This window comes from Pseudomonas sp. NPDC089408 (genome assembly GCF_044749445.1).
Taxonomy (GTDB): domain Bacteria; phylum Pseudomonadota; class Gammaproteobacteria; order Pseudomonadales; family Pseudomonadaceae; genus Aquipseudomonas.
The window spans coordinates 252,257-278,972 of the sequence record NZ_JBIVHY010000001.1 but is presented as its reverse complement, the minus strand read 5'-3'; the positions used below and the strand labels follow the sequence as shown (position 1 = coordinate 278,972).

Annotated in this window: 17 protein-coding genes; 6 read left to right on the top strand and 11 right to left on the bottom strand. The window is 62.8% G+C overall.

The window, feature by feature from the left end:
• The first annotated feature begins 58 nt into the window (after positions 1-58).
• Positions 59-832, top strand: a complete 774-nt coding sequence (locus tag ACIP02_RS01195; protein ID WP_306381453.1) for a ParA family protein — start codon at positions 59-61, stop codon at positions 830-832.
• Between the two features lie 362 nt (positions 833-1,194).
• Here the strand turns inward: ACIP02_RS01195 and trxC are convergent, their stop codons facing one another.
• From trxC to betI, 7 genes are all read right to left on the bottom strand, one after another.
• Complete coding sequence (trxC, locus tag ACIP02_RS01190) at positions 1,195-1,629, bottom strand: thioredoxin TrxC (RefSeq protein ID WP_400612421.1); 435 nt, start codon at positions 1,627-1,629, stop codon at positions 1,195-1,197.
• A gap of 196 nt (positions 1,630-1,825) precedes the next feature.
• The gene (gene selO, locus ACIP02_RS01185; protein ID WP_400612419.1) at positions 1,826-3,286 is read right to left on the bottom strand and encodes a protein adenylyltransferase SelO; all 1,461 of its coding nucleotides are present in this window, start codon (positions 3,284-3,286) and stop codon (positions 1,826-1,828) included.
• Positions 3,287-3,469: 183 nt separating this feature from the next.
• Positions 3,470-6,778 carry a mechanosensitive channel MscK gene (mscK, locus tag ACIP02_RS01180; protein ID WP_400612417.1) on the bottom strand — a complete coding sequence of 1,103 codons (3,309 nt, stop codon included), beginning with the start codon at positions 6,776-6,778 and terminating at the stop codon, positions 3,470-3,472.
• Positions 6,779-6,813: 35 nt separating this feature from the next.
• Complete coding sequence (locus tag ACIP02_RS01175; protein ID WP_201201866.1) at positions 6,814-8,556, bottom strand: potassium/proton antiporter; 1,743 nt, start codon at positions 8,554-8,556, stop codon at positions 6,814-6,816.
• A 248-nt stretch (positions 8,557-8,804) separates the two neighbouring features.
• A complete protein-coding gene (gene betA, locus ACIP02_RS01170) occupies positions 8,805-10,502 on the bottom strand; it encodes a choline dehydrogenase (RefSeq protein WP_400612415.1) in 1,698 nt (565 codons plus the stop codon).
• Between the two features lie 78 nt (positions 10,503-10,580).
• Entirely contained in the window at positions 10,581-12,053 is a 1,473-nt protein-coding gene (gene betB, locus ACIP02_RS01165; protein WP_400612413.1) for a betaine-aldehyde dehydrogenase, read from the bottom strand.
• A 39-nt stretch (positions 12,054-12,092) separates the two neighbouring features.
• Positions 12,093-12,749 carry a transcriptional regulator BetI gene (gene betI / locus ACIP02_RS01160; RefSeq protein ID WP_400612411.1) on the bottom strand — a complete coding sequence of 219 codons (657 nt, stop codon included), beginning with the start codon at positions 12,747-12,749 and terminating at the stop codon, positions 12,093-12,095.
• 536 nt (positions 12,750-13,285) lie between these two features.
• Between betI and ACIP02_RS01155 the strand changes: the two genes are divergently transcribed.
• Both ACIP02_RS01155 and ACIP02_RS01150 read left to right on the top strand, forming a co-directional pair.
• Positions 13,286-15,232, top strand: coding sequence for a BCCT family transporter (locus ACIP02_RS01155; protein ID WP_400613236.1), 1,947 nt, complete (start codon positions 13,286-13,288; stop codon positions 15,230-15,232).
• 587 nt (positions 15,233-15,819) lie between these two features.
• Complete coding sequence (locus ACIP02_RS01150; protein WP_400612409.1) at positions 15,820-19,974, top strand: hypothetical protein; 4,155 nt, start codon at positions 15,820-15,822, stop codon at positions 19,972-19,974.
• Here ACIP02_RS01150 and ACIP02_RS01145 read toward each other — a convergent pair.
• The 4 genes from ACIP02_RS01145 to gpmI all read right to left on the bottom strand — a co-directional run bounded on the left by ACIP02_RS01145 (position 19,958) and on the right by gpmI (position 25,235).
• Positions 19,958-20,746 carry a divergent polysaccharide deacetylase family protein gene (locus ACIP02_RS01145; protein WP_400612406.1) on the bottom strand — a complete coding sequence of 263 codons (789 nt, stop codon included), beginning with the start codon at positions 20,744-20,746 and terminating at the stop codon, positions 19,958-19,960. The two genes, ACIP02_RS01150 and ACIP02_RS01145, sit on opposite strands and share 17 nt — an antisense overlap.
• A gap of 8 nt (positions 20,747-20,754) precedes the next feature.
• On the bottom strand, positions 20,755-22,080 hold the full coding sequence (locus ACIP02_RS01140) for a S41 family peptidase (protein WP_400612404.1): 1,326 nt from the start codon (positions 22,078-22,080) through the stop codon (positions 20,755-20,757).
• 75 nt (positions 22,081-22,155) lie between these two features.
• A complete protein-coding gene (locus ACIP02_RS01135; RefSeq protein WP_400612402.1) occupies positions 22,156-23,469 on the bottom strand; it encodes a murein hydrolase activator EnvC family protein in 1,314 nt (437 codons plus the stop codon).
• 230 nt (positions 23,470-23,699) lie between these two features.
• Positions 23,700-25,235 carry a 2,3-bisphosphoglycerate-independent phosphoglycerate mutase gene (gpmI, locus tag ACIP02_RS01130; protein ID WP_400612399.1) on the bottom strand — a complete coding sequence of 512 codons (1,536 nt, stop codon included), beginning with the start codon at positions 25,233-25,235 and terminating at the stop codon, positions 23,700-23,702.
• Between the two features lie 208 nt (positions 25,236-25,443).
• On the opposite strand from gpmI, the gene ACIP02_RS01125 reads away from it, so the two are divergent.
• The 3 genes from ACIP02_RS01125 to secB are packed head-to-tail and all read left to right on the top strand — an operon-like array spanning position 25,444 to position 26,638.
• Positions 25,444-25,857 (top strand): rhodanese-like domain-containing protein, encoded by a 414-nt coding sequence (locus tag ACIP02_RS01125; RefSeq protein ID WP_400612397.1) that lies wholly within the window; start codon positions 25,444-25,446, stop codon positions 25,855-25,857.
• A gap of 1 nt (position 25,858) precedes the next feature.
• Positions 25,859-26,113, top strand: a complete 255-nt coding sequence (gene grxC / locus ACIP02_RS01120; protein ID WP_400612395.1) for a glutaredoxin 3 — start codon at positions 25,859-25,861, stop codon at positions 26,111-26,113.
• 39 nt (positions 26,114-26,152) lie between these two features.
• The gene (secB, locus tag ACIP02_RS01115) at positions 26,153-26,638 is read left to right on the top strand and encodes a protein-export chaperone SecB (protein ID WP_012274607.1); all 486 of its coding nucleotides are present in this window, start codon (positions 26,153-26,155) and stop codon (positions 26,636-26,638) included.
• The last annotated feature ends 78 nt before the right edge of the window (positions 26,639-26,716 follow it).

The window sequence follows — 26,716 nt, the reverse complement described above, 5'->3', positions numbered from 1 at the left end:
GGCCATTGCTGCGGCGGCGCCACATACTCGGGCATTCGTAGAAACACGGAGGTGAATCATGCGGCGCGTGGTGTTCAATCAGAAAGGTGGCGTGGGCAAGTCGAGCATCGCCTGCAACCTGGCGGCGGTCAGTGCCAATGAAGGCTACCGAACCCTGTTGATCGACCTGGATGCCCAGGCCAACTCCACCCAGTACCTCACCGGCCTGACCGGCGAGGACATCCCCATGGGCATTGCCGACTTCTTTAAACAGAGCCTGTCCAGCGGGCCGTTCAGCAAGAAGAACAAGGTCGACATCTACGAAACCCCGTTCGACAACCTGCACGTGGTCACCGCCACGGCAGAGCTGGCCGACTTGCAGCCCAAGCTTGAGGCCAAGCACAAGATCAACAAGCTGCGTAAGTTGCTCGACGAACTGGACGAGGATTATGAGCGGATCTACATCGACACCCCGCCGGCACTTAACTTCTATGCGGTTTCGGCGCTGATCGCCGCTGACCGTGTGCTGATCCCCTTTGACTGCGACAGCTTCTCGCGCCAGGCCTTGTACGGCCTGCTGGCCGAGATCGAAGACCTCAAGGAAGACCATAACGAAGACCTGATGGTCGAAGGGATCGTGGTCAACCAGTTCCAGTCGCGTGCCAGCCTGCCGCAGCAGATGCTCGACGAACTGCTGGCCGAGGGGCTGCCGGTGCTGCCGGTGTATCTCGGCAGCTCGGTGAAGATGCGTGAGTCGCACCACGCCAGCCTGCCGCTGATTCACCTGGAGCCGAAGCACAAGCTGACTCAGCAGTTTGTCGAGTTGCATTCGTTGCTTGAGGAGAATGGCTGAAGATTTTCAGCGCCTGTGAGATCGAGCGCCTCCAGGTGTTCGCCGAAACATTTACAGCGCCTATGAGATCGAGCGCCGCCCGCGCGGCGCTTCGCGGGGCAAGCCCGCTCCCACAGTCTGTTTCGGGCCAGTCTTTCCTGTGCAATTACCGGTGCCCGCCTTGGTGCATGACTGGAGATCAGTGAAAAGCAGTTGTGCCCACCTCTGATATCGAAGGGGGTAAACAAGGCGACCAGCGGTAGCCTCACAGAAGGGACTGGCCCGAAAAAGACTGTGGGAGCGGGCTTGCCCCGCGAAGCGCCGCGTGGGCGGCGCTCGATCTTACAGGCGCTATGTAACTCAAGGCATGCACCTGAAGCCCCCTAAACCCCTTGCCCACGCACCCACTCCAGCAACGACTGGAGTGGAAACGCCCCCGCCTGGCGGCTGACTTCGCGGCCGTTCTTGAACAGCAGCAGGCTGGGGATCGAGCGGATGCCCAGTTGCCCGGCCAGGTTGCGGTTGGCTTCGCTGTCGAGCTTGGCCAGGCGGCAGCGGCCTGCCAGCTGGCGGGCGGCTTGTTCGAAGGTGGGGGCGAAGGACTTGCATGGGCCGCACCAGTCGGCCCAGATGTCGACCAGCAGCGGCAGGTCGCCCTTGATCTGGCTGGCGTAGCTGGCTTCGGTGAGCTCGAAGGGGGTGCTCAGCAGTACGTCCTGTTTGCAGCGGCCGCATTTTGGGGCGTCGCTCAGGCGTTCGGCCGGCAGGCGGTTGAGGCCGTTGCAGTGGGGGCAGGGGATTACCAGTGGGTCGGACATGTTGTTTCCTTGAGATTTTTGGGGCTGCTTTGCAGCCCATCGCGACACAAGGCCGCTCCCACGGGTACAGCGCAAGCCTTGGGCTGAGCGCTGTACCTGTGGGAGCGGGTTTACCCGCGAACACCGGCAAAGCCGGTGCCAGCCACCGCGTCGCATGCTTCGCGGGTGAACCCGCTCCCACAGGGCTCGGCGTTAATCAGGAAGAACAGCTGATTTCCAGGTGCTTGCCCCACTCCGGCGGTCGCTCGGCGTAGGCCTGCATGCCGGGCTGCTCTTCGAAAGGCTTGCTCAGTACCTGATGCAGCCGCCGCACTTCACTGTAATCCCCCGCTTCAGCCGCTTCGATGGCTTTCTGCGCCAGGTAGTTGCGCAGCACATACAACGGGTTCACCGCATGCATGCGCGTTTGCCGCCCGTCGGCATTCCCGCACTCCCGCTCGCAGCGAGCCAGGTAATCGGCGCCCCAGGCGTCGAAACCAGCCAGGTCGATGAAGTCGTCACGCACCACGCTCAGTGCCTCGGCCACTGGCTGCTCGCCCAGCTTGCGGAAGAACAGGTTGTAATCCACCCCCCCACTCTGCATACGCTGCAACAGGCGTTCGACCAGCGCCATGTCGTCATCCTCGGCAGTGGTCAGGCCCAGGCGTCGGCGCATCAGGTCCAGGTAATGGGCTTGGTACAGCGGCAGGAACAACCCCAGCGCTTCCTTCAGCGGCTCCACCTCGATCACCGTGGTCAGCGCCTGGGCCAGCGCGCTGAGGTTCCAGTGGGCGATGGGCACCTGGTTGGCGTAGCTGTAGCGGCCACGGTCGTCGGAATGGTTGCAGATGAAGTTGGCGTCGAAGTCGTCGAGGAAGGCGAACGGGCCAAAGTCGAAGGTGATGCCGAGGATCGACATGTTGTCGGTGTTCATCACCCCGTGGCAGAAGCCATAGGCCTGCCAGCGGGCGATCAGTTCGGCGTTGCGTTCTACGAGGGTGCGGAACATGGCCAGGTAGGGCTGCTCGGCGTCAGTGCACTCGGGGTAATGCTGCTCAAGCACATGGTCGATCAGCACGCGCTGCTGCTCGGGTTGCTTGGTGTAGTAAAAGTATTCGAAATGGCCGAAGCGCACGTGGCTCTGTGCCAGGCGCGTGAGCATCGCCGCGCTTTCGCGGGTTTCACGCCATACCGGGGTGCTGGAGCCAATTACGCACAGCGCCCGGCTGCTGGGGATGTTCAGGGCGTGCAGGGCTTCGGAGGCGAGGAACTCACGAATCGATGAACGCAGCACGGCGCGGCCGTCGCCCATGCGCGAGTACGGGGTCTGGCCGGCGCCCTTGAGGTGCAGGTCCCAGTGCTCGCCTGCGTCATTCAGCACTTCGGCCAGCAACAGGCCACGGCCATCACCCAGGCGTGGGTTGTATGAGCCGAACTGGTGGCCGGAATAGACCATGGCGCGAGGGTCGGCTTCTTCCCATAGCTTGTGGCCGCTGAACAGCTCTGCGAACAGCGGCAGGTCGGCCTGGGCGGGGTCCAGGTCGAGCAGGGCCATGGCCGACTCGCTCGCTACCACCAGGCGCGGGTCTGCGATGGGTTCGGGCAGGACCTGGGTGGAGAACGCGTCGCCCAGGCGGGCGAAGCGGTTGTCGAAGGTGAGTTGGTCGAGGGCTTTCACGGGCTGCTCCTGGAGGTCGGTGCCATTGGGGCCGCTTTGCGGCCCTTCGCGGGTGAACCCGCTCCTACAAGGGATGGAGTTGAGCCGGAAAGCGGCGCTGTCCCTGTGTAGGAGCGGGTTCACCCGCGAACGAGGGCGAAGCCCTCGCAGCAATTCTGCACAGAATAAAGTATTCGAGCCCACTCAGGCCGAAGCAGTGCCATCCGATTTCGGCTGTTCCATCGGTATCAGCTGCTGCTTGCCACCTTTCGGGTCCATCAGGAACACCTCCACCTGTCGAACAGAGATCTTGATGTCATGCGCCTTGAACTCGCGGCTGATGTAGCGGTTGAGTTCGTCCAGTGTCGGGTTGCGGTCGCCCAGGTCGCGCACGTGCATGCGCAGTTCGTGGTCCAGCGAGCTTTCGCCAAAATTGAGGAAGTACACGATCGGTTCCGGGTCCTTGAGCACCCGCGGGTTTTCATGCGCACCCTTGAGCAGCAGGTCGCGCACCAGGTCGAGGTCGGAGCCGTAGTCGATGCCTAGCTTCAGCGTTACCCGGGTCACCGTGTCGGTCAGCGACCAGTTGATCAGCTGGCCGGTGATGAAGGTCTTGTTGGGGACGATGATGTCTTTGCGGTCGAAGTCGGTGATGGTGGTGGCGCGGATGCGGATCTTGCTCACCGTGCCGGACAGGTTGCCGATGGTGATGGTGTCGCCGATACGCACCGGGCGCTCGAACAGGATCATGATGCCGGAGATGAAGTTGGCAAAGATCTCCTGCATGCCGAAGCCCAGGCCCACCGACAACGCGGCCACCAGCCATTGCAGCTTGTCCCAGCTGACCCCCAGGGTCGACAGGGTGCTGACGATGCCAACGCCGACGATGGTGTACGACAGCAGCGTGGTGGTGGCGTAGGCACTGCCCTGGGCCAGGTTCAGGCGTGACAGCACCAGCACTTCCAGCAGGCCTGGCAAGTTGCCGGCCAGGGCGAAGGTGATGCCGACGATTACCAGCGCGCCCAGCAGGTCGCCAAGGCTGATCGGCACCATGCTGGCGGCGGCACCGGTGCCGCTGGTGTATTCGTAGAGCACGAAGTTGTTGAGGTAGGCGAACACCGAGATCAGGTCGGACCATACCCAGTACAGGCCGGCGATGAAGCCGCCGAGCAGGGCCAGGCGGATCAGGCGCAGCGACTGCTGGTTGACCTGTTCGATGTCCAGCGTTGGCTCTTCGGTGATGACTTCGCCGTCTAGCCCTTCCTTGGCTGCCGCGCGCTTGCTCAGCGCGCGCTGGTAGGCCAGGCGCCGCGCCGCCACCGACAGGCCGCGCACGAACGCCGCCTCGATCACCAGCCAGAACAGCAGCAGGTACAGGGTGTAGATCAGCCGGTCGGTGAGCTTCAGTGCGGTGTAGTAGTAACCGAAGCACACGGCGACGAACAGAGCGATGGGCAGGGCAGTAAAGGCCACGCCCACGGCCCTGCGGAACAACGAGGTGTCGCGGTGCGCCGGGCTGCTGAGCAGCAGGCGGCTGAGCAGCCAGGCCATCAGTGCGTAGCAGGTCAGCACCACGCCGATGCCCAGCACGTCGTCGGCCAGCGCCGAAGGCTGGTGTTCGGCCACCGCCACCACGCCGACCAGGGCTAGCACCACGGTGCCCAGGCGCCGTACCCAGCCGCGCAGGAACTCGACCTGCGGCTTGTGCCAGCGGAAGTGGACTTCGGCCACGCCGCCTGGGGCGAGGATGCGATAGGCGGTGTAGAACACCAGCCAGGCCTGGGCCAGTTGCCAGAGCGCGGCGCCGAGGTTGGCGTTCTGCCCGCGGGCATCGATCTGCAGCGCATAGCTGCACAGGGCAAGGCCGAGGCTGACCGGCATTGCCAGCAGAATGTTGATGAGGATCGCCTGCGGCGTGTGCCACTGGCTGTCGCGGCGGAAATGACCGATGTCCTGGTGCACCTTGCCCAGCCGTTGGTACAGGTACTTGCGCCGCCACAGCAGGGCGCCGATCACCAGCAACAGTGGTAAGAACAGCAGCGGGCGCTGGCTGAGGCCGTCTGCCAGTTCCTTGAGACCGGAGCCCCACGGCAGGTTGGCGACCTGGTCGGCCAGGCGCTGTGGCACGTAGCTCAGCCAGTCCCAGTCCAGCGGCTTGTTGCTGGGGATCCAGAACATCTGCTCGTCGAGGGTGGTGCGCAGGCTCTGGGCGGTGCCCAACAGCTGCTTCTGGTTGAGCTGCAGGGTGATTGATTCGTTGAGCAGCGCCGACAGCTCGCGGTTCAGCCGTTCCAGCAGGTCGCTGCGGGTGATCGCCACTTCCAGCAGGGCCTTGCGCAGCTGCGGGGTCACGTCTTCCTGCGGCTGGCCGGCCAGCAGCTTGTCGACATAGGTACCCGGGCTGCTCATCTGCTCGCGTTGCTGATTGATCTCGAACTGGTACAGGCGGGTGTCGGCGATCTGGTCGGCGAGGTCACGGTCGAGCTTGAGGTGCGGCAGGGTCTGCTTCTGCTTGTAGAGGATCTTCGACAGCAGCAGGCTGCCCTTGAGCACGTTGATCTGTTCATCCAGCGCCTGGTCGGCCTGGGTCAGGCTGTCAAGTTGCTGCTTGGTGCGCAGGTTCTGCTGGGTCAGCTCGTTGAGGCGGTCGGTACTTTTCAGCAGGTAGTCGGAAAGCTTGAGGTTGGCCGCGCTTTCGGTGGCCAGCAGGCTGCTGCCGCCGGCCTTCTGGGCTTCGATCGATTGCTGGGTAACGGCTTCCTGGGACTGGGCCAGGCGCTTGTCGTTGATCAGCGTCTGCAGGTCCTGGATTTCCTGCTCCAGGCGCGCGGCGCGTTCGATCAGCAAATCGTGACGGGCGTTGCCGAGGTCTTGCAGCAAACTGTTGCCGGCCAGCTCTTGGCGGCGCAACAGGGTCAGCGCGTTGAGCGCGGCCAGTTCGGCGTTCAGCTGGTTGCGCTGGTCGGCGTTGATCGATTTGCCGCCGTCTTTGCCGGTCTTGAGGATGTTGTTGATCTGCTGGGTACGGCTCTGGCTGCTGCTGATCTCGGCCTGGGCGCGCTCGGGGCGGGTTTGCGAGTTGATGATCAGGCTATTGGCTTCAGACAGCGCCTTCTGCAGCTCACCCTGCTGAGTGTTGCGCTCGCTGAGCATCTGCTCCAGCTGCGGCACGCTGAGGCTGCCGTAGCGCTGGGCCACCGGCTGCGCCTTGGTTTCCTTGAGGCGGGCCAGTTCTTTCTGGCTGTCGCTGGTTTCCTTCGGGGCGCTGGTCAGCTGCTGCTTGAGCGCGGCCAGCTTCTTCTCGTTGTCTTCCTTGCTGGCCAGCAGGCTCAAGGTCTGTTCCAGCACCTGCTGCAGGGCCTTCTGGTCGGCTTCGGGCAGCTTGCGCTCGGCGATCTTGTCGAGGCTGTTCTGGATGCTGGCGGTGGTCGGGGCTTCCGCCGCGGTGGCGGCAAAGGAAAGGGACAGGCACAGCCCGAGCAGGGCTGTGCGAAGGTACACGCGCAGGGACATAGGCAGACTACTTGTGGATCCGGCAGAAACGAAGTTTAGAGGAACAATCCTGGTCCGGGTCGCGTTCCTTCGGGGAATCTGACGCCCACTTTCTGGATCTTGTTCCCGTCCATGGTCGCCACGGTCCAGATCGTGCCATGCCAGTCGACCTGGTCGCCTACTACTGGAGCGCCTCCGACCTTCTGTCGGATGAACTGCGCCAGCGGCATTTTCGCGTCCAAACCGTCCAGTTTCAGGCCGTACAAGGCTGCCACCGCACCCAGTTCGGCATCGCCTTCGAGCACGAAGTCGCCGAAGAAACGCAAGTCCAGGCCACGCTGCGGTGCCTGGCTGAACAGTTTGCCCAGCGCCGGCAGGTTATGTTCGTGGCCGATCACGCAGAGCATGTCGTCGACTTCCAGCACGGTACTGCCCGAGGGGTGCAGCAGTTGCTCGCCGCGGAACAGCGCGGCAATCCGCGTGCCTTCTGGCATTTTCAGCTCGCGCAGGGCGGCGCCGATGCACCACTTTTCCTTGCCCAGGCGGTAGACGAACATTTCCCACTCGCTGGTGATGTGCACTTCCAGTGCAGAGCGGGAGATCGGTGCAGGGTCTGGCGGTACCGTCACTTTCAGCAGCTTGGCCATCCACGGCAGGCTGGTGCCTTGCACCAGCAGCGACACCAGCACGATGAAGAAGGCCAGGTTGAAGAACAGCTGGGCGTCCGGCAGGCCGGCCATCAGCGGGAACACCGCAAGGATGATCGGTACCGCGCCGCGCAGGCCGACCCAGGAGATAAAGCCCTTTTCGCGGCCGTGGAAGGCCTTGAACGGCAGCAGTGCCGCGACTACCGACAATGGCCGTGCCACCAGGATCATCCACAGCGCCAGGCCCAGCGCCGGCAAGGCGATGGGCAGCAGGTCGTGTGGTGTGACCAACAGCCCCAGTACCAGGAACATGCCGATCTGCGCCAGCCAGGCCATGCCGTCGAGCATGTGCAGGATGCCGTGGCGGCTGCGGATCGGTTTGTTGCCCAGTACCAGGCCGCACAGGTACACGGCGAGGAAGCCGCTGCCGTGCAGGGCGTTGGTCAGCGAGAACACCACCAGGCCGCCGGCCACCACCAGAATCGGGTACAGGCCGCCGGCCAGGTTGATGCGGTTGACCAGTTGCAGCATCAGCCAGCCACCGCCCAGGCCCAATAGCCCGCCGATGCCGAATTCACGCAACAGGTGCGTGAGCAGGCTCCAGTGCAGGCCGGTCTGGCCGCTGGCGATCATGTCGATCAGGGTGACGGTAAGGAACACCGCCATCGGGTCGTTGCTGCCCGATTCGATTTCCAGGGTGGCAGTCACCCGCTCGTTCAGGCCCTTGCCGCCAAGCAGCGAGAACACCGCAGCAGCATCGGTGGAGCCGACGATGGCGCCGATCAGCAGGCCCTGGATCAGGCTCAGGTTGAACAGCCAGGCGGCGACCAGGCCGGTGAGTGCCGTGGTGATCATGACCCCGACGGTGGCCAGCGACAGCGCCGGCCATAGCGCCACGCGGAAGCTCGCTACGCGCGTGCGCAGCCCGCCGTCGAGCAGGATCACGGCCAGGGCCAGGTTGCCCACCAGGTAGGCAGTCGGGTAGTTGTTGAAGATGATGCCGCCGCCATCGACACCGGCGACCATGCCGACCGCGAGGATGATGACCAGGATAGGGATGCCCAGGCGCGACGACAGCGAACTGACCAGGATACTTGCGCCCACCAGCAATGCGCCGATCAGGAACAGGCTGTTGATGGTGCTTGCATCCAAAGGCAGGTACTCCGGGATATCGCGGGAAAGGGGGGCTTGGCTCCTTGACTTGGCAAGTCGCGTGCCAATCGATTCTAACCTGATGAATTGCCAGCATGTAAAGCGTTTCTGCAGATGTGCAAAAGGCACCGCGGTGGGTGCCTTTTGTTGTGTTGCCTATGCGGGCCTATTCGCGGGTGAACCCGCTCCTACAAGGGGTAACCTATTCCTGTAAGAGCGGCTTTAGCCGCGAAAGGGCCGGGGCAGGCTTACGCCTGCTTCACCTCACGCATTGGCTTGCCCTTCACCGGTGCACCGTTGGCCTTGTAGTACTTGGCGGTGCTGCGCGGCAACGGCTTGCGGTTGCGGATCTTGTCCGAGATTTTCTCGGCGATCATGATGGTGGTGGCGTTGAGGTTGCCGGTGATGATGATCGGCATGATCGACGCATCGACCACACGCAGGCCTTTCATACCGTGCACGCGGCCTTCGCCATCGACCACGGCCATATCGTCGGTGCCCATCTTGCACGAGCAGGACGGGTGGAAGGCGGTTTCGGCGTGCTCGCGGATGAACTTGTCCAGTTCTTCGTCGGTTTGCACGTGGGCGCCCGGGCTGATCTCGCGGCCGCGGTAGGGGTCCAGCGCCGGCTGGGCCATGATTTCGCGGGTCAGGCGGATGCCGTCACGGAACTCCTGCCAGTCCTGCTCTGTGGCCATGTAGTTGAACAGGATGCTCGGATGCTGGCGCGGGTCCTTCGACTTGGCCTGGATACGACCACGGCTTGGCGAACGCATCGAGCCCATGTGCGCCTGGAAGCCGTGTTCCTTCACGCCATTGGAGCCGTTGTAGTTAATCGCGACCGGCAGGAAGTGGTACTGAATGTTCGGCCACTCGAACTCAGGGCGGGTGCGGATGAAACCACCGGCCTCGAACTGGTTGCTGGCGCCGATGCCGGTGCCTTTGAACATCCACTCGGCACCGATGGCCGGCTGGTTCCACCACAGCAGCGATGGGTACAGCGATACCGGCTGGGTGCAGGCGTACTGCAGGTACAGCTCAAGGTGGTCCTGCAGGTTTTCGCCAACGCCCGGCAGGTCGTGCACGACCGGGATGTCGAGGCTTTCCAGCAGGGCGCGCGGGCCAACGCCGGAACGCTGCAGCAGCTGTGGCGAAGCGATGGCGCCGGAGCTGACGATCACTTCCTTGCGCGCACGGGCTTCTACACGCTCTTCGCTGTCGCCGACCAGGTAGGTCACGCCAACGGCGCGCTTGCCGTCGAACAGCACACGGTCGCTGAGGGCGTGGGTGACGATGGTCAGGTTCGGGCGCTTCTTGGCTTGGTCCAGGTAGCCGCGGGCGGTGCTGGAACGGCGGCCGTTCTTGGTGACCGAACGGTCCATCGGGCCGAAGCCTTCCTGCTGGTAGCCGTTGAGGTCTTCGGTGCGTGGGTAGCCGGCTTGCACGCCGGCTTCGACCATGGCGTGGAACAGTGGGTTGTTGCCGGCTTTTGGCGTGGCAACGCTGACCGGGCCTTCGCCACCGTGGTAGTCGTTGGGGCCGATGTCGCGCGTTTCGGCTTTACGGAAGTACGGCAGGCAGTCGAGGTAAGTCCAGTCCTCGAGGCCTGGCAGTTCCGCCCAGCCGTCGAAGTCCATGGCGTTGCCGCGGATGTAGCACATGCCGTTGATCAGCGACGAGCCACCCAGGCCCTTACCGCGACCGCACTCCATGCGGCGGCCGTCCATGAACGGCTCCGGATCGGTCTCGTAGGCCCAGTTGTAGCGGCGGCCCTGCAGCGGGAAGGCCAGCGCAGCTGGCATCTGGGTGCGGAAGTCGAAGCGGTAGTCGGGGCCACCGGCTTCCAGCAGCAATACGGTGACGCCGGCGTCTTCGGTCAGGCGGGTTGCCAGGGTGTTACCGGCGGAACCGGCACCGACGATGATGTAATCGAATTCTTGGGACATGAAAGTACCCTCGTGTTGGCGGTGATCAGGGAGCGGGAACGCCCGTGCGCAGCGGCACGGGCGGGGCTTTACAGGGCCTTAGAAGACCGAGTTGTAGCCGCCCAGCTCGACCTGGACCGACTTGATGCGAGTGTATTGAGCCAGCGAGCTGACGCCGTTCTCACGGCCGACGCCCGACTGCTTGTAGCCACCGACCGGCATTTCGGCCGGCGATTCACCCCAGGCGTTGATCCAGCAGATGCCGGCTTCAAGCTTGTGGATGATGCGGTGGGCGCGGGTGATGTCGTTGGTGCAGACACCGGCGGCCAGGCCGTAGTCGGTGTCGTTGGCACGGCGGATGACTTCTTCTTCGGTTTCGTAGGTGAGGATGCTCATCACCGGGCCGAAGATCTCTTCCTTGACGATGGTCATGTCGTCGGTGCAGTCGGTGAATACGGTCGGGGCCACGAAGGCGCCGTTGGCGAAGTCACCGGCGGTCAGACGCTCGCCGCCACACAGTACGCGGGCACCTTCTTCCTTGCCCTTGGCGATGTAGCCCAGCACGCTTTCCATGTGCTGGAAGCTGACCAGCGGGCCGAAGTTGGTGTTTTCGTCTTCCGGGTTGCCAACGCGGATGCGGGCAACGCGCTCGGCGATCTTGGCTTCGAAGGCCGCTTTCATTTCAGCCGGGATGAACACGCGGGTGCCGTTGGTGCACACCTGGCCCGAGCTGTAGAAGTTGGCCATCATGGCGATGTCGGCGGCCTTGTCCAGGTCGGCGTCGGCGCAGATGATCAGGGGCGACTTGCCGCCCAGTTCCATGGTGACTTCCTTGAGCGACGAGCTCGAGGCGCTGGCCATGACCTTCTTGCCGGTGGTGGTGCCGCCGGTGAAGGAGACTTTCTCGATGCGCGGGTGCTCGGTCAGCCAGGTGCCGACTTCGCGGCCGCTGCCAGTCAGCACGTTGAACACGCCGTTTGGCAGGCCGGCTTCGGTGTAGATCTCGGCCAGTTTCAGGGTGGTCAGCGAAGTGACTTCCGACGGCTTGAAGATCATTGCGTTGCCAGCGGCCAGGGCCGGGGCAGATTTCCACAGGGCGATCTGGATCGGGTAGTTCCAGGCACCGATACCCACGGTCACGCCCAGCGGCTCGCGGCGGGTGTAGACGAAGGACGATTCACGCAGCGGGATCTGCTCGCCTTCGATGGCCGGTACCAGGCCTGCGTAGTATTCCAGCACGTCGGCGCCGGTGACGATGTCGACGTAGCGGGTTTCCGAGTACGACTTGCCGGTGTCCAGGGTTTCCAGCATGGCCAGCTCATCGTTGCGCTCGCGCAGGATGTCGACGGCGCGGCGCAGGATGCGCGAACGCTGCATGGCAGTCATCGCAGCCCAGACTTTCTGGCCACGCTCGGCGCTTTCGACGGCTTTCTCGACGTCAGCCTCTGTTGCACGTTGCACGTGGGCGAGGACTTCGCCGGTAGCCGGGTTGATGGCTTCGAAAGTGGCATCGCTGCCAGCGTCGACGTATGCGCCATCAATGTAGAGTTTTTGCGTTCCGAAACGGGCCATAGTGTCCTCGCAAGTGCAGTGTGTGGTTTGGCTTGCGCGTCACGCTCCTGCCGGGTTGGCAAGGGCTGTGCGCGCTGGGTCAGCAACCTGGTCGTTGGTAGCCAGGGTGTGCTGCTTAGCCAGTTGTAGATCCATGTATTCGTAAGCAATCCGTATCGCCTGGTCGGTGTCGAATGCATCACCCGACAGGGCACCACGCAGCCACAGGCCGTCGATCAAAGCCGCCAGGCCGCGGGCTGCCTTGCGCGCATGGTAAAGCGGCAGGGCGCGGCGAAACTGGCAACACAGGTTGGAATACAAGCGGTGGTCGTTGATCCGCTGCAACCTGTGCAAATCGGGCTGGTGCATGCTGGAGGCCCAGAAGGCCAACCAGGTTTTCATTGCCGGGCCGTTCACCTGGCTGGCATCGAAGTTGCCCTCGATGATCACTTTCAGGTGAGCGCGCGGGCTGTCGTCCGTCAGGGCCTGGCGACGTGCTCGAACGCCTTCGTTGAGCATGCTCATGATGTAACCCATCGTCGCTGCAATCAGGCCGTTCTTGTCCCGAAAGTAGTGACTGATGATGCCGTTCGACACACCGGCCAAACGGGCAATCAGCGCAATGCTGGCGTCCCCCAGACCGACCTGATCGACCGCCAGCAACGTGGCTTCGATCAACTGCTGGCGGCGGATGGGTTGCATACCGACCTTGGGCATCTTGCTATCTCCTCAGGCCTCTTCGAGCAGACGACATGCGGCTGACTCGGCGAAGGCCAGTCTATTTTGTTTTGATTGAACGTTCAATCAATAAAGAATAAGCTCTGCGACAATTTGTGCCATTGACAGTTTTTCAGGCCGTCGAGCAGGCATGGATTGACACCCCAGGAAATCGCGTAACCCCCGGAATACAAGGCGTTGACGGGCATGAGCGATGCGAAATGCAGATTCTGCCGTGCGGCCACAGGCCCTGCGACAGGCCCTTGGAGCGGGCGGGGTGATCTGTGACGAATGCGCGCACCTCGGCATGAGGTGTGGCATTTTCAGCAGGCCACCTGTCTGTTTTTTTGCAACGTATCGATTCGGGATCACGGTTTCCAGGGTGCTTTTATAACACCTGACGCAGTGGGGATATTCCACCAATTGCTCGGGAAAGACTGATTAGCCTCCACCGCCGCACTGCCCGGAGCATTCGTGCAATGAGTTCTGCCTCACTTACCAAGCCCCCCGCCGAGAGGGTCCGGGTCAACCGCGTGGTGTTCTTCACCTCCGCGCTGATGATCCTTGTTCTGACTGCCTTGCTGATCGCTGTACCCGAAACCGCCGGCCAGGTGCTGGGCGTGGCCCAGAAGTGGCTGACGCGCACTTTTGGCTGGTACTACATGCTGGTCATCTGCGGCTACCTGGTGTTCGTCGTCTACCTGGCCTTCTCCGACTACGGCAGCCTCAAGCTGGGCGGCAAGGACGACCAGCCGGACTTCAGCTACGGCGCCTGGGCCGGCATGCTGTTCTCCTCCGGTATCGGTATCTCGCTGCTGTACTTCGGCGCTTCCGAGCCGCTGGACCACTACTTCAACCCACCGGAAGGCACCCCGGCCAGCCTCGAAGCTGCGCGCCAGGGCCTGCAGCTGACCTTCCTGCACTGGGGCCTGCATGGATGGGCGATCTACGCCCTGGTCGGCCTGGCCGTGGGTTACTTCGCCTACCGCCACAACCAGCCCCTGGCCCTGCGCTCGGCGCTGTACCCGCTGGTCGGTGAGCGTTGGGTCAAAGGTGCCGCGGGCAATGCCGTGGACATCTTCGGCATGTTCGTCACCCTCCTGGGCCTGGTGACCAACCTGGGTATCGGCTCGATGCAGGTGTCGTCCGGCCTGGAATACCTGTTCGGCATGGACCACAGCAAGACCAACCTGCTGGTGGTGATCCTGGTCATGGCTGGCGTGGCTACCGTGGCAGCGGTTTCGGGTGTGGAAAACGGCATCCGCCGCCTGTCCAACCTGAACATTGCGCTGTTCAGCGGCCTGCTGATCTTCGTGTTGCTGGGCGGCGAAACCCTGCACCTGCTCAATGGCTTCGTGCAGAACGTCGGCGACTACCTGAACGGTATCGTGCTGAAAACCTTCGACCTGTACGTGTACGAAGGCGAAGCCGGCAAGTCCGAGCGCTGGCTGGGCCTGTGGACCGTGTTCTACTGGGCCTGGTGGATTTCCTGGGGCCCGTTCGTCGGCATGTTCATTGCCCGTATCTCCAAGGGCCGCACCGTGCGCCAGCTGGTCATGGGCGTGCTGCTGATCCCGCTGGGCTTTACCCTGGCCTGGCTGTCGATCTTCGGCAACACCGCGCTGGACCTGGTGATCAACCAGGGCGCTGTAGAGCTGGGCAAGACTGCGCTGGAACAGCCGTCGATGTCGATCTACCAGCTGCTGGAATATTTCCCGGCGGCGAAGATCGTGATCGGTGTGGCGGTGTTCGTCGGCTTCGTGCTGTTCCTCACCCCGGCCGACTCCGGCGCGGTGATGATGGCCAACCTGTCGTGCAAAGGCGGCAAGGTCGACGAAGACGCCCCGCACTGGATGGTGGTGTTCTGGTCGGTGGTCATTACCCTGGTCACCATCGGCCTGCTGTTTGCCGGTAACTTCGAAGCCATGCAGACCATGGTGGTGCTGGCAGGCCTGCCGTTCTCGGTGGTGCTGGTGCTGTTCATGTTCGGCCTGTACAAGGCCATGAAGCAGGACGTGGCGGTCGAGCAGGAGCGTGCCGAGCTGGCCGCCCGTGGTCGTCGCGGCTTCAGCGAGCGTCTGTCCCAGCTCGAGCTGCAGCCGACCCAGGCCGTGGTGCAGCGTTTCATGGACAAGCAGGTCAGCCCGGCGCTGAAAGAGGCCGCTGCGCAGCTGCAGACCCTGGGCTTCGAGGTGGAAACCCGCGTTGGCCAGTCGCGCAACATGATGGGCCTGCGGGTGATGATGGACGAGGGCAACCCGTTCGTTTACGAAGTGAGCCTGGACGGCTACATGGCCGCACCGAGCGAAGCACCGGTGGAAGGCGAGCCGGAAGTGCGCCAGCGCTTCTACCGTGCCGAGGTGTACTTGCACGATGGCAGCCAAGAGTACGACCTGATGGGCTTTGCGCCTGAGCAGATCGTGCGTGATGTGCTGGACCAGTTTGAAAGCCACCGCCAGTTGCTGGGGCGTGTGTACAGCTGAGCCACGCTAGTAAGAAGGGCCTTGCCGTGTGCAAGGCCTTTTTTTTGCCCAAGCATTATGTATCCCACGCGGTTGACACCGCCAAGGCACCTTGCTGGTTTTGCCCAAAGGTGCTGCACATGAACCATCCCGCCTTCGACTTCCAGTACGCTGCGGCCAGGCAGTTTTCCGACCGTCCGACGTTACGCCAAGTGGCGAGTCGCCAGCTGTTGAAGGTCTTGCTGGCTGAGCTGCCGTGGCTTGCCTACGTAACGCCTGCGCTGCCGGATGCCGACCCGTTGATGCTCGATAGCCCAGACCCCGAAACACCTTACTGGACCACGCAGCCGTTGCTCGACAGAGTGCTCGAAGCGCTGCTTGGCCCAGGCGAGCTGGACCTGGAGCCAATCGGCGAGCGCCATTACAAGCTTGGCTTGACGGCAGACTATCGCTTTGCAGGCTCGGACAGTGAATTTGCAACGCGACAACTGGCCGGTTTGTCGGCCTCGCTCAATGAACTGCTTGAACAGTTGCCGCAACGGTTTTGTGAAGCGCAGCTGGACTATTGGCGAGCGAAGGGTAGCGCTGGCGTTAGCCGGGACAGCTGGTTGCAATTGTTGCTGCGCACCGCCCTGTTGCGCGGTCTGCCGCTGCAAGGCCTGGACAAAGAGGAGCAGACTTGCCTGCGCCGCCTGGTTGCCGGTGGCGAAGGGCAGCCGTCGGTGTTTGTTGTGCAGGCCGAGATGGGAAATGGGTCACTGCGCTATCGGGAGAGGCTCAGCAACCTGCTTGTCATCGGCGAGTCCGACACCCGACCGAGGGTGTTGTGGTGCGCGCCGTCGGGGTTTGTCCGCAGTTTTGCTTCTCTGTCCGCGTTCGGCAAAGGCTTGCGCGACGAATTGGCCCAACGCTACAGCTTCGACAGCCTCAACTGGACCCGCTGCGCCGTCGAGGGCAATGTATTTGCCCAACAGGTGTCGCTGCTGCTCGACGGCATGTTTGAACGCATCGACCTGTTACGCCACGACGCTCAGGCGAGTAGTGTGGAGGTTGAGCAGGCCTACGCGCAGCTGAGCGATCCAGCGGCCTGGTTCGTACGCTACGAAGATGACACCGCAGCGGTCGCACCGCCTCCTGGCATTGCTGCCAGCGCCCCGCAGGACAGCTTTGCATGCCGCGCTGCCTTGCTGCAGTTGGCACTGCATCACATGGATGCCGACGGCATGTCGGCGCTGGATGGCATCCAGCCATTGACGGAGTACGCCAGCCAACAGTTGAGTGAGCGGATTGCCCGGGCCTATGGCGATGACAGCTCTCCTGATGATTTGCTGCTGGATCTATACCTGGCCCGTGGGGTCCCGGGCGGCGCAGCAACAGGCGCAGGTGGCGGAGAGCCGCTGGTGTTTGTCGGCAGCAAGACCCTTACCCAGTTCGCCATCGGCAACCTTGCTTCGCTCAAGGGCGCTTTCATCAAACGGACCCATCGGCGAAACGGCGCAGCTGGGCCAGCCTGGCTGACCGCAAACAGCGCTGCACAGTTGGTAAGCGAAATGGATATCGGCGGGCGGTACCCTGCTTACGTCGCTGCTCAACTCAATGATGCAGCCGGGCGCACCGAACGCGTGAGGCGTTTCGCCAAGGAGTGGCGAAGCGCATTGTTGGCGAGTGCCCTGACTGGGCTGCTGGATAAAAAGGTGTCTGAAACCGGCTTGCAGTGTGTGGTGGATTTTTGCGCCGGCCATGTGGATCCGCAAACGCCTAGAGTGTCTATGTTCCCCCTGGCATTCCGGCGCAGCGCCACCACTTCGCACGCGGACGCGGTGCGTGGCATGTACGTGCTGTTTTGCGCCGAGCCGCGTCGAGTGTTGTTGTACCGTCCGTTGTATCGTCAGGACACCGTTCGCGAATATGCGAGCCTCGACGCCTTGCTTGAGCACGTGCGCGATTCGCCGTTGCTGCAAGAGAGCATCCTCGACTGGATGGCACCTGAAGCGCAAAGTACTTATCAAGACGGCGGTTTCACCGAGCCGCATATCGTCAGCCTGGGCATCGACCCCTACGCATTGCCCGAACGTCCAGGCCCGGCCATGCTCGACATCAAGTTGTGGCGCCGCGACCTCGACGAGCACTTCTACAAAGACAATGCTGATTTGCTGATCGAGCTGGCAGACCTGCAATCCATGTCCACCGCCGAAAGCCGCTGGGCGCTCCTCTGCGAAGGGGCCTGGCTGTTATTCAATGTGGCGACGCTGCTGGTACGCGGCCCAGTTGCAACCGCTGCCTGGCTCGTGCAGCTGCTCACCTCTTTGCAGCATGACCTCACGGCGCTGGAGCAGGGCGGCGATTTCGACCGCCCTGCTGCCGTGGCGGACCTGTTGCTGAATCTCTCCATGGTACTGCTGCACGCCCATCAGCCCAGGGGGGCAGCAGCGCCCAAGGCCGACCCTTTGACCCTGAGTTATGAAGGTTCCCGAGTGCAGACAGGGGCGTTCAGCGAAGTGGCGGTCAAGCCCACCGAGCAGCCACCCGCCACCTTTGCGGGGCAGGCGGTGGACTTTTCGTGGCGCGGCCAGCAGGGATTCAACTGGTTGCCGCCGGCGCAACGTCAACAGTTGCAGGCCATGCACTCAAGCGTGTCGGTCAATGGTCTGCGGCCGCTACCTCAAGGGGTGCATGCGGGGTTGTACCGCATCGAGGGAAATCACTATGTCGCCATGGCAGGTGACGTCTACCGTGTGCAGGTTTTGCCAGGGGGGGTGCGAGTAACTGATGGCAAAGGCACGCCGGGGCCCTGGATCACGTTCGCCGACGATGCCTGGCGCGTCGATACCGCATTGCGCCTGGCCGGAGGGGCGCCAACCGGCAAGGCCCGGGTTGCCGCACGCTTCAACACCCTGCATGAGCAGGTTTCGCGCCTGGACCTTGAGATCGCCGATGTCAGGCTGCGCGTGGCCGAGGCAGGCGCTGATGTGGTCTCTACTGGCCGCGAACTTGAAGCCGTACAGCGGCTGCGGCGCAATTTGCGGGCGCAGATCGACTCGGCACCGGTAACCGATGACTTGGCGCGCTTGCAATCGCTGGCAGTGAAGTATGACGAGAAAATCGCCTCGTTGAACGCCCTTATCGTGCAAAAGCGGGAGCTGTCGGCTACGACACTGGAAGCAGCCGTGCGCAAGGGGCAGGAGCGCCTGGCGCTACTATCGGCAATGGGCGAAGGCAAATATGCGACCCTGCGCAAGGCTGGCCGCTGGGAGCAGGTGCTTGAGCAGCATCAGGCCACCACCCGAGTCGACCTGATTCGTGACAGCCAATTCATTTTCAACGAATTCCAGATCCTTGCGGACTACCCTCAGCTCGGCGTGCTGCAAGAGAACCTTGATGGTCAGCCCATCGCGGAAGTCGGCGAACAATACGCCGCGCTCCGCGAACGTCTGGCGATCGTTGCTGATTACCAGGACCGTATGCTCGCTATGTGCAGCTTGCTGGATGACTTGCTGGCCAAATCGCCGGATGAGCTGGTCATCACTTCGGTGATTCCCGAACAGCAGAGAACGGTCGGGCAACTGATCCGAGAGCGCAAATTCACCACCGTCCAGTTGCGCTTCCACCAGATTCAGAACTTGGCCGACCTGGCGCTGCACCTGGACGCGGCTTACGGGCAACAGGCCCTTTCCGGGTATCGGGACGAGCTGGTTGGGCTGTCCTTGCGCAATGCTGCCGATGCGCACGGGGAGCTGGATCTAGCCAATCTCTCGACAGAAGATCGGGTGGTGATCCTGCAAGAGGCATGGGACGAGTACTCTGCTGCACTGGTCGACAGTGCTCGCATCCTTCGTGATGGCGGCGAGTTGATCGAGCCTGGCATGCTTGAGCGGTACCGCCAACACGTCGAGCAATTGAAGCTCGATGCAGGTCAACGCCTGGTCGCCGCGCTACAGCGGGCGGACGCTGGGGGCGCGGGCAGGCGTGTGCCTTACTTGGTTTCCAGTGAGCAACAGCGGGTCGTGCGTAACCACGAAGGCCAGCTGATGATTGGCACGCAGGTCGAGATAGAGGGGCAACCTGTGGTCGAGGTACGTGAAGCGTTCAGCGAGAAGCTGCTGGCGATTTTCGACAGGGTGCAGGGCCAGTGGGTGCAGCGTGTCAGCCAGCGCCCATCGGTGACCGAAGAAGACGCTCCGGGTGACTTACCCATGTGGGTCCAGACTTTGCTAGAGCAGAGCCACGCCGTGCGAGCCAAGGTCAGCGGCTATATACAGGGCGATATCAAAGCCCCTTTGGTCATCCAGGCCTTTGACCAGCAACTGGCCAAGCTGGATCAGGCTGCTGGCGTCGTGCGAGATGCAAGGGGCAATGATGCGCTGATAAGAGCCTTGGAGCGTGAAGCCGACACCCTGCGCCACGAGAAGAAGCTTCAGCTGACGATGCTGTACACCGATACCAACTATCCGACGGCCGCAGCGTTGCGTTTTCTGCATGATGAAGGCTTGATTCGGGTTGAATACATTGCCAGGCAGACCATGCAGGATGGTGGCGTGTTTGATGAATACCGTGTCCTGCGGCTGCCAAGCAACCGCAACCTCTGGGCTGCGCATTTCCATTTGCCTTCGCCTGATGCCTTCCCCGAAGACTTTACCGTGGGCCATCTCAAAACCTGGAGCCAACGTCGGATGAGCAGCCAACAAGCAGCAGTTGCAGGGGTGCGGCTGCACCGCGGCAGACTTACCCTGGACCAAGCCAGGGGCATCATTCCGTTCCGCTGACTTGGCCAGCCGGGGCGACGGCACGGTGGCTGCGATGCGCGGGCATCGTCTGGTTGCCCCGTTCGGCAATCATCTGCTCAAGGCTGATCAGTTCGATGCCCTGGCTTTTCAGATGGGGCAACTCCCGCGCCAATACTGCCAGTGTCTGCGGATACGGGTGGCCGATCAGCACTGCCGAGCCCTGTTTACGGGCAAGGGCGACACCCTGTTGCAACTGCTGGTCGATCGCCTCGAGCGTCCGTTCATTGTCCAGGAACACATCGCGTGAGACCTGCGCCAGGCCCACTTTCTGTGCATGTGCCGCCGCTACGGTAGCGGCACTGGTGCGGCTGTCTACAAAAAACAGGTGACGGCGCTGCAGCTCGGCCATCAGCCAGGCCATCGCCTCGTCCTGGGCAGTCATGCGGCTGCCCATGTGGTTATTCACGCCCACGGCGCACGGGACTTTGCTCAACGCCATGTCCAGGCGCTTGGCCAGCGTTTCGAGCGGCACACCAGGGTGCCAGGCGTATGGCCCGGTGGCCGGGTCCATGGGCATGTGCAGGATCACGGTCTTGCCGGCCTTGTGCGCCTGGCGTGCGAAGTCGGTGGCGTGCGGGGTGTCGGGCATGATCGCCATGGTCACCGGCCCGGGCAGGGCCAACGTGCGGCTGTCACGTTCGGGGCTCTGGCCCAGGTCGTCGATGATGATGCTCAGGTAGGCCTTGCCGGCCGGTGCCGCTTGCGCGACCCCGGCCAACAGGCAGAACAACAGACACAGCAGGTAACGCATCGTGAAGATCATTTGCCCGAGGTGATGTTCAGCCCTTTGAGCAGGCTCAGGGCCTGGCTCAGCTGGAAGTCGTCATCCTGCGGGCGTTCCTTGCGCTTGCTGCTGCCGGTCGGGCGGTCGGCACCGCCGTTGCCGTTGCCCAGGTGGCCCTGCAGGTCGGCTTCCTTGAAGTTGTCGGTATCGACTTCGGCGGTCAGCTTGGCCGGGCGCACTTCGATGTCGGGGACAATGCCCTGGGCCTGGATCGAGCGGCCGTTGGGGGTAAAGTACAGCGCGGTGGTCAGCTTCAAGGCGCGGTCATTGGCCAGTGGCAGCACGGTCTGCACCGAGCCTTTGCCGAAGCTGTCGGTGCCCATCAGCACGGCGCGCTTCTGGTCCTGCAGGGCGCCGGCGACGATTTCCGAGGCCGAGGCACTGCCGCCGTTGATCAGCACCACCAGTGGCACGCCTTCGCTGGCGTCGGCCGGGTCGGCCGAGAAGCGCAGCTCGGAGTTGGCGATGCGGCCCTTGGTGTACACGATCAAACCCTTGGTCAGGAAGTGGTCGGCCACTTCCACGGCCGATTGCAGCACGCCGCCGGGGTTGTTGCGCAGGTCCAGCACCACGCCGCGCAGCTTCTTGCCGTTGTCCTTGCGCAGCTTGGCCAGGGCCTTGCCCACCTCGTCGCCGGTCTTGACCTGGAACTGGGTGATGCGGATGTAGCCGTAGTCGTTCTCCAGCAACTGGCTCTTCACGCTCTTGACCTGGATGACTGCGCGGGCCAGGGTCACATCAAACGGGTTACCGCCGTCGCGCACCAGGGTCAGGGTGATTTTTTCGCCAACCTTGCCGCGCATCTTGTCGACCGCCTCGGTCATGGTCTGGCCGCGGGTCGGCGCGCCGTTGATCTTGACGATCAGGTCGCCGGCCTGCACGCCGGCACGCGAGGCCGGGGTGTCGTCGATGGGCGAGACCACCTTGATGAAGCCGTCTTCCTGGCCCACTTCGATGCCCAGCCCGCCGAACTCGCCGCTGGTGCTCTCCTGCAGCTCCTGGAAGTCCTCGGGGCCCAGGTAGGCCGAGTGTGGGTCAAGGTTGCTGAGCATGCCCTTGATGGCATTCTCCAGTAGGGTCTTGTCGTCCACCGGCTCGACATAGGCGGCCTTGATGCGGTCCATGACCTCGGCGAAGGTGCGCAGTTCTTCCAGCGGCAACGGCGCTTTTGCGGTCACCTCGGTGGCCGGTACGGCTGCAGGCTGAGCCGCGTGCGCCGGCTGTGCGGCAATGGCCAGGGGCGCGCCGACCGCCAGGGCGATGGACAGGGCCAGCTGGGTGAGACGAGGCGAGTGCAGCATGTCGAACGAACTCCTGATCCTGTAAGCGCTCCCAGGGGAGCATCGGCGCAGCATTCAGGCTACGCCGTAGATATTTTAGCCTCGGCACCACTGCGAAGGGTCGGTAGGCCGGCCCTGCTGGCGGATGGCGAAGTACAAGCCTGCCGCGTCCTGGCCACCGCTGTCGCCAACGGTGGAAATGGCTTCACCGGCCTTGACGATATCACCGGCGCTCTTGAGCAGGCTCTGGTTGTGGCCGTACAGGCTCAGGTAACCGTTGCCATGGTCGAGAATGACCAGAAGCCCGGCGCCGCGCAACCAGTCGGCGAACACCACGCGCCCGCCGTGTACCGCACGCACTTGGGTACCTGGGTTGGCGCTGATCATCACCCCGTCCCACTTGGCACGGGCGTCGCTGCCACGGGCATCACCGAAGCGTGCCAGCAATCGACCATTGACCGGCCACGGAAGTTTGCCCCGTGCTGCAGAAAAAGCGCCGCCATAGTTGGCGCCGTCGCTGGAGACCATCGGCCCGAGGGTGGTGCGGGCCTTTTTCGGCGGCTCTACAGGCTCGGCGGGCTCACGCGCTTGCTCGCGGGCAGCGGCGGCGGCCAGCGCTTCCTGCTGGCGGCGTTTTTCGGCTTCCTGCTTGGCCAGCAGGGCCCTTTGCCGTGCTTCTTCAGCCTCGCGGGCCTGACGCGCCAGGGTTTCTTCGATGGTCTTGAGCACTTTGGCCAGGTCGGCCTGGTCCTGCTCGCGCGATTGCAGCTTCTGGTCGCGGTCCTTTACATCGCTGTTGAGCTTGGCCAGTACCTGCTGGCGCTTGCCACGCTCGGCCTCCAGGGCCTGGCGGCGGCTGTCGAGGTCGGCGCGCTGGGCCAGCAGCTGTTGCTGCTGGCTGGAAATTTCCTGTTCGACGTTGGCCAGCTGGCGCAAGGTCTCGTTGAAGGTGCGCAGCTGCTCCAGGCGCGCCTTGCTCAGGTAGTCGTAGTAGGTGAGGGTACGGGCGAACTTCTCTGGGTTCTGCTGGTTGAGCAGCAGCTTGAGGTATTCCTCGCGGCCGTTCTGGTAGGCCGAACGGGCCTGGATGGCGATCAGTCGCTGTTGTTCAACGCGGGCGCTCTGGAGTTTTTTTTTCTCGGTATCAAGGCGCTCCAGCTCGCCCTCAGTCTTTTTTAGTTCTTGCTGCAGGGCCTCCACCTGCTTTTCGAGGTTGCCGATATCGGTTTCGGTGGCTTTAAGGTCCTTTTGCACACCGGCCTTTTCTTCCTGGAGCTTGCCCAGCGTCTTCTTGAGCTCGGCGATGTCCTGGCGGGTGGCGTCCAGTTGCTGCTGGGTCTGTGCACGCTCATCGGCGAAGGCCGGGCTCAGCAGGCAAGACAGGGCTAGGAGGATCAGGGCGCGAAGCATGAGGTTTGGCGTACCAAGGATGGAGACTGGCCTAGTATGCCCGCGCGGGCGGGCAAAAAAAACGCCTCGCTGCGGGTGCAGGGGGGCGTTTGTCTGGAATTCATGTGTTATTGGGGGCTGCTGCGCAGCCCGATCGCGACACAAGGCCGCTCCTACAGCCATCACGCGGTCCCCTGTAGGAGCGGCCTTGCGTCGCGATGGGGGCGCAAAGCGGCCCCCTTAACACCGAATCAGGCGTCGACGAGGATCGAAGTCCCGGTCATTTCCACCGGCTTCTCCAGCCCCAGCAGCTTCAGCATGGTCGGCGCCACATCAGCCAGCACGCCACCTTCCCGCACTTTCACGTTGCGCTTGCCCACATAGATGAACGGCACCGGCTCAGTGGTGTGCGCAGTGTGCGCCTGGCCAGTGCACTCGTCTTCCATCTGCTCGACGTTGCCGTGGTCAGCGGTAATCAGCGCTTCGCCACCGACCTTGTCCAGGGCTTCAACAATGCGCCCGACACAGGTGTCCAGCGCTTCGACGGCCTTGACTGCGGCTTCGAACACGCCCGTGTGGCCGACCATGTCGCCGTTGGCGTAGTTGACCACAATCACATCGAAACGCTGCTGCTCGATGGCTTCGACGATGTGATCGGTCACTTGCGGGGCGTTCATTTCCGGCTGCAGGTCATAGGTGGCGACCTTTGGCGAAGGGATCAGGATGCGCTCTTCGCCTTCGAACGGCTCTTCGCGGCCGCCGGAGAAGAAGAAAGTGACGTGGGCGTATTTCTCGGTTTCGGCGATGCGCAGCTGGGTCTTGCCGTTCTTTGCCAGGTATTCGCCCAGCACGTTGTTCAGGCTGGAAGGCGCAAAGGCAGCCGGTGCGGCAATTTTCGCCGAGTACTGGGTCAGGCCGATGTAAGCCGCCATCTTCGGCAGGCGCGCACGGGCGAACTCGGTAAAGTCTGGCTCGACAAAGGCACGCGACAGCTCGCGGGCGCGGTCGGCACGGAAGTTCATGAAGATCACGGCATCGCCATCTTCGACCTTGACCGCTTCGCCGATGCGCGTGGCCTTGACGAACTCATCGCTTTCGTCGCGGGCGTAGGCCGCTTCCAGGCCGGCCTGGGCGGTGTCGGCGGTGTATTCGGCGACGCTATCGACGATCAGGTTGTAGGCGGCGCTGACGCGGTCCCAGCGGTTGTCGCGGTCCATGGCGTAGTAGCGGCCGATCAGGCTGGCGATGCGGCCTTTGCCAAGCTTGGCGAAGGTGCTGTCGAGCAGCTCGATGGACGACTGCGCGCTGCGTGGCGGGGTGTCGCGTCCATCGAGGAAGGCGTGCAGGTAAATTTTCTCGGCACCACGTTGTGCTGCCAGTTCAGCCATTGCCACCAGGTGGTCCTGATGGCTGTGTACGCCGCCGTCGGACAGCAAGCCAAGGATGTGCACGGCCTTGCCGGCACCCACTGCCTGGTCCACCGCACCGGTCAGTACCGGGTTCTGGAAGAATTCGCCGTCGCGGATGGCCTTGGTCACCCGGGTGAAATCCTGGTACACGACGCGACCGGCACCGAGGTTCATGTGACCGACTTCGGAGTTGCCCATCTGCCCGTCCGGCAGGCCGACATCCATGCCCGATCCGGAAATGAGGCCGTGCGGCAGGGTGGCGCGCAGGCGATCATAGACCGGGGTATTGGCGGCAAAGATGGCGTTGTGTTCGGGGGTTTCGCTGTGGCCGAAGCCATCCAGGATGATCAGGACCAGGGGTTTGGGCGTACTCGTCATCAATCAAACTCACGGTTGTTCAAAGATGATAAAGAAACGCATTTTAGGGCAAATACGCCACCCACGGCGAATATTCGTCCCATTCCCCCGACCGGCGCACCTGTGATAGCCATATGAAGGTTGCTTTTGCCGCCGGCCCGTCGGGCTTTGGTGGCACCCTGGGGCTGTGTATACTGGCCGGCATTTTCAATCGCCTGGAACACCGCTGATGGTTGCTCACCTGATTCAATTCGCGACAGATCACTACATCCTGGTTGCGATCTTCCTCATTCTGCTGGTTCTGCTGCTCATCAATGAAATCCGCCGTGGCGGCCAGAGCCTGAGCAATGGCCAGCTGACCGCCCTGGTCAACGCCGACAAGGCGCTGGTGATCGACATTCGCCCGGCCAAGGAATACGCCGCCGGCCACATCGTCGGTGCAGTCAACATCCCGCAGGACAAGCTGGCCACTCGCATGGGCGAACTGGAAAAGCACAAAGAGAAGACCCTGATCATCGTCGATGCGATGGGCCAGCAGTCGGGCACGCACTGCCGCGAGCTGCTAAAAGCCGGTTACAACGCCGCCAAACTGAGCGGGGGCGTTTCCAGCTGGAAAGCCGATAACCTGCCCCTGGTGAAATGATATGAAGCCCGTCATCGTCTATTCCAGCGACTACTGCCCGTACTGCATGCGCGCCAAGCACCTGCTTGAGAGCAAGGGCGTGGCCTACGAGGAAATCAAGGTCGACGGCAAGCCGCAGGTTCGCGCCGAAATGAGCCAGAAGGCCGGCCGTACATCGGTGCCGCAGATCTGGATCGGCAGCACCCATGTCGGTGGATGCGATGACCTCTATGCCCTGGAACGTGCCGGCAAGCTCGACGCGCTGCTGGCGGCCTGATTTGCACTGCATTCAAAAACATTAGGATAAGGATCTGCCATGACTGACCAACAGACCAACGGCGCTGCTGCAGAAGACAACAGCCCTCAGTTCTCCCTGCAGCGCATTTATGTACGCGACTTGTCGTTCGAGGCCCCGAAAAGCCCGCAGATCTTCCGCCAGACCTGGGAACCGAGCGTTGCCCTGGACCTGAACACCAAGCAAAAGGCCCTGGAAGGTGACTTCCACGAGGTGGTACTGACGCTGTCGGTTACCGTCAAGAACGGTGACGAAGTGGCGTTCATCGCTGAAGTGCAGCAGGCGGGTATCTTCCTGATCGCCAACCTCGATGCGCCCTCGATGAGCCATACCCTGGGTGCGTTCTGCCCGAACATCCTGTTCCCGTATGCCCGTGAGACCCTGGACAGCCTGGTGACCCGCGGTTCGTTCCCGGCGCTGATGCTGTCGCCGGTCAACTTCGACGCCCTGTACGCGCAAGAAATGCAGCGTATGCAGGAAGCTGGCGAAGTGCCGACCGTTCAGTAATCGCTGCCGGTATCAGGAAAGCGCCTCTCGGGGCGCTTTTTTATTGCCTGTGCCGGCCCTTTCGCGGGTAAACCCGCT

Excerpts from the sequence above, each read along its gene's own strand:
- ACIP02_RS01125 (WP_400612397.1), top strand. The coding sequence starts at position 25,444 with ATGGTTGCTCACCTGATTCAATTCGCGACAGATCACTACATCCTGGTT.
- mscK (WP_400612417.1), bottom strand. The coding sequence starts at position 6,778 with ATGTCCCTGCGCGTGTACCTTCGCACAGCCCTGCTCGGGCTGTGCCTG.
- betI (WP_400612411.1), bottom strand. The coding sequence starts at position 12,749 with ATGCCCAAGGTCGGTATGCAACCCATCCGCCGCCAGCAGTTGATCGAA.
- betA (WP_400612415.1), bottom strand. The coding sequence starts at position 10,502 with ATGTCCCAAGAATTCGATTACATCATCGTCGGTGCCGGTTCCGCCGGT.
- betB (WP_400612413.1), bottom strand. The coding sequence starts at position 12,053 with ATGGCCCGTTTCGGAACGCAAAAACTCTACATTGATGGCGCATACGTC.
- ACIP02_RS01145 (WP_400612406.1), bottom strand. The coding sequence starts at position 20,746 with ATGCGTTACCTGCTGTGTCTGTTGTTCTGCCTGTTGGCCGGGGTCGCG.
- grxC (WP_400612395.1), top strand. The coding sequence starts at position 25,859 with ATGAAGCCCGTCATCGTCTATTCCAGCGACTACTGCCCGTACTGCATG.
- secB (WP_012274607.1), top strand. The coding sequence starts at position 26,153 with ATGACTGACCAACAGACCAACGGCGCTGCTGCAGAAGACAACAGCCCT.
- ACIP02_RS01140 (WP_400612404.1), bottom strand. The coding sequence starts at position 22,080 with ATGCTGCACTCGCCTCGTCTCACCCAGCTGGCCCTGTCCATCGCCCTG.
- gpmI (WP_400612399.1), bottom strand. The coding sequence starts at position 25,235 with ATGACGAGTACGCCCAAACCCCTGGTCCTGATCATCCTGGATGGCTTC.
- ACIP02_RS01195 (WP_306381453.1), top strand. The coding sequence starts at position 59 with ATGCGGCGCGTGGTGTTCAATCAGAAAGGTGGCGTGGGCAAGTCGAGC.
- trxC (WP_400612421.1), bottom strand. The coding sequence starts at position 1,629 with ATGTCCGACCCACTGGTAATCCCCTGCCCCCACTGCAACGGCCTCAAC.
- ACIP02_RS01135 (WP_400612402.1), bottom strand. The coding sequence starts at position 23,469 with ATGCTTCGCGCCCTGATCCTCCTAGCCCTGTCTTGCCTGCTGAGCCCG.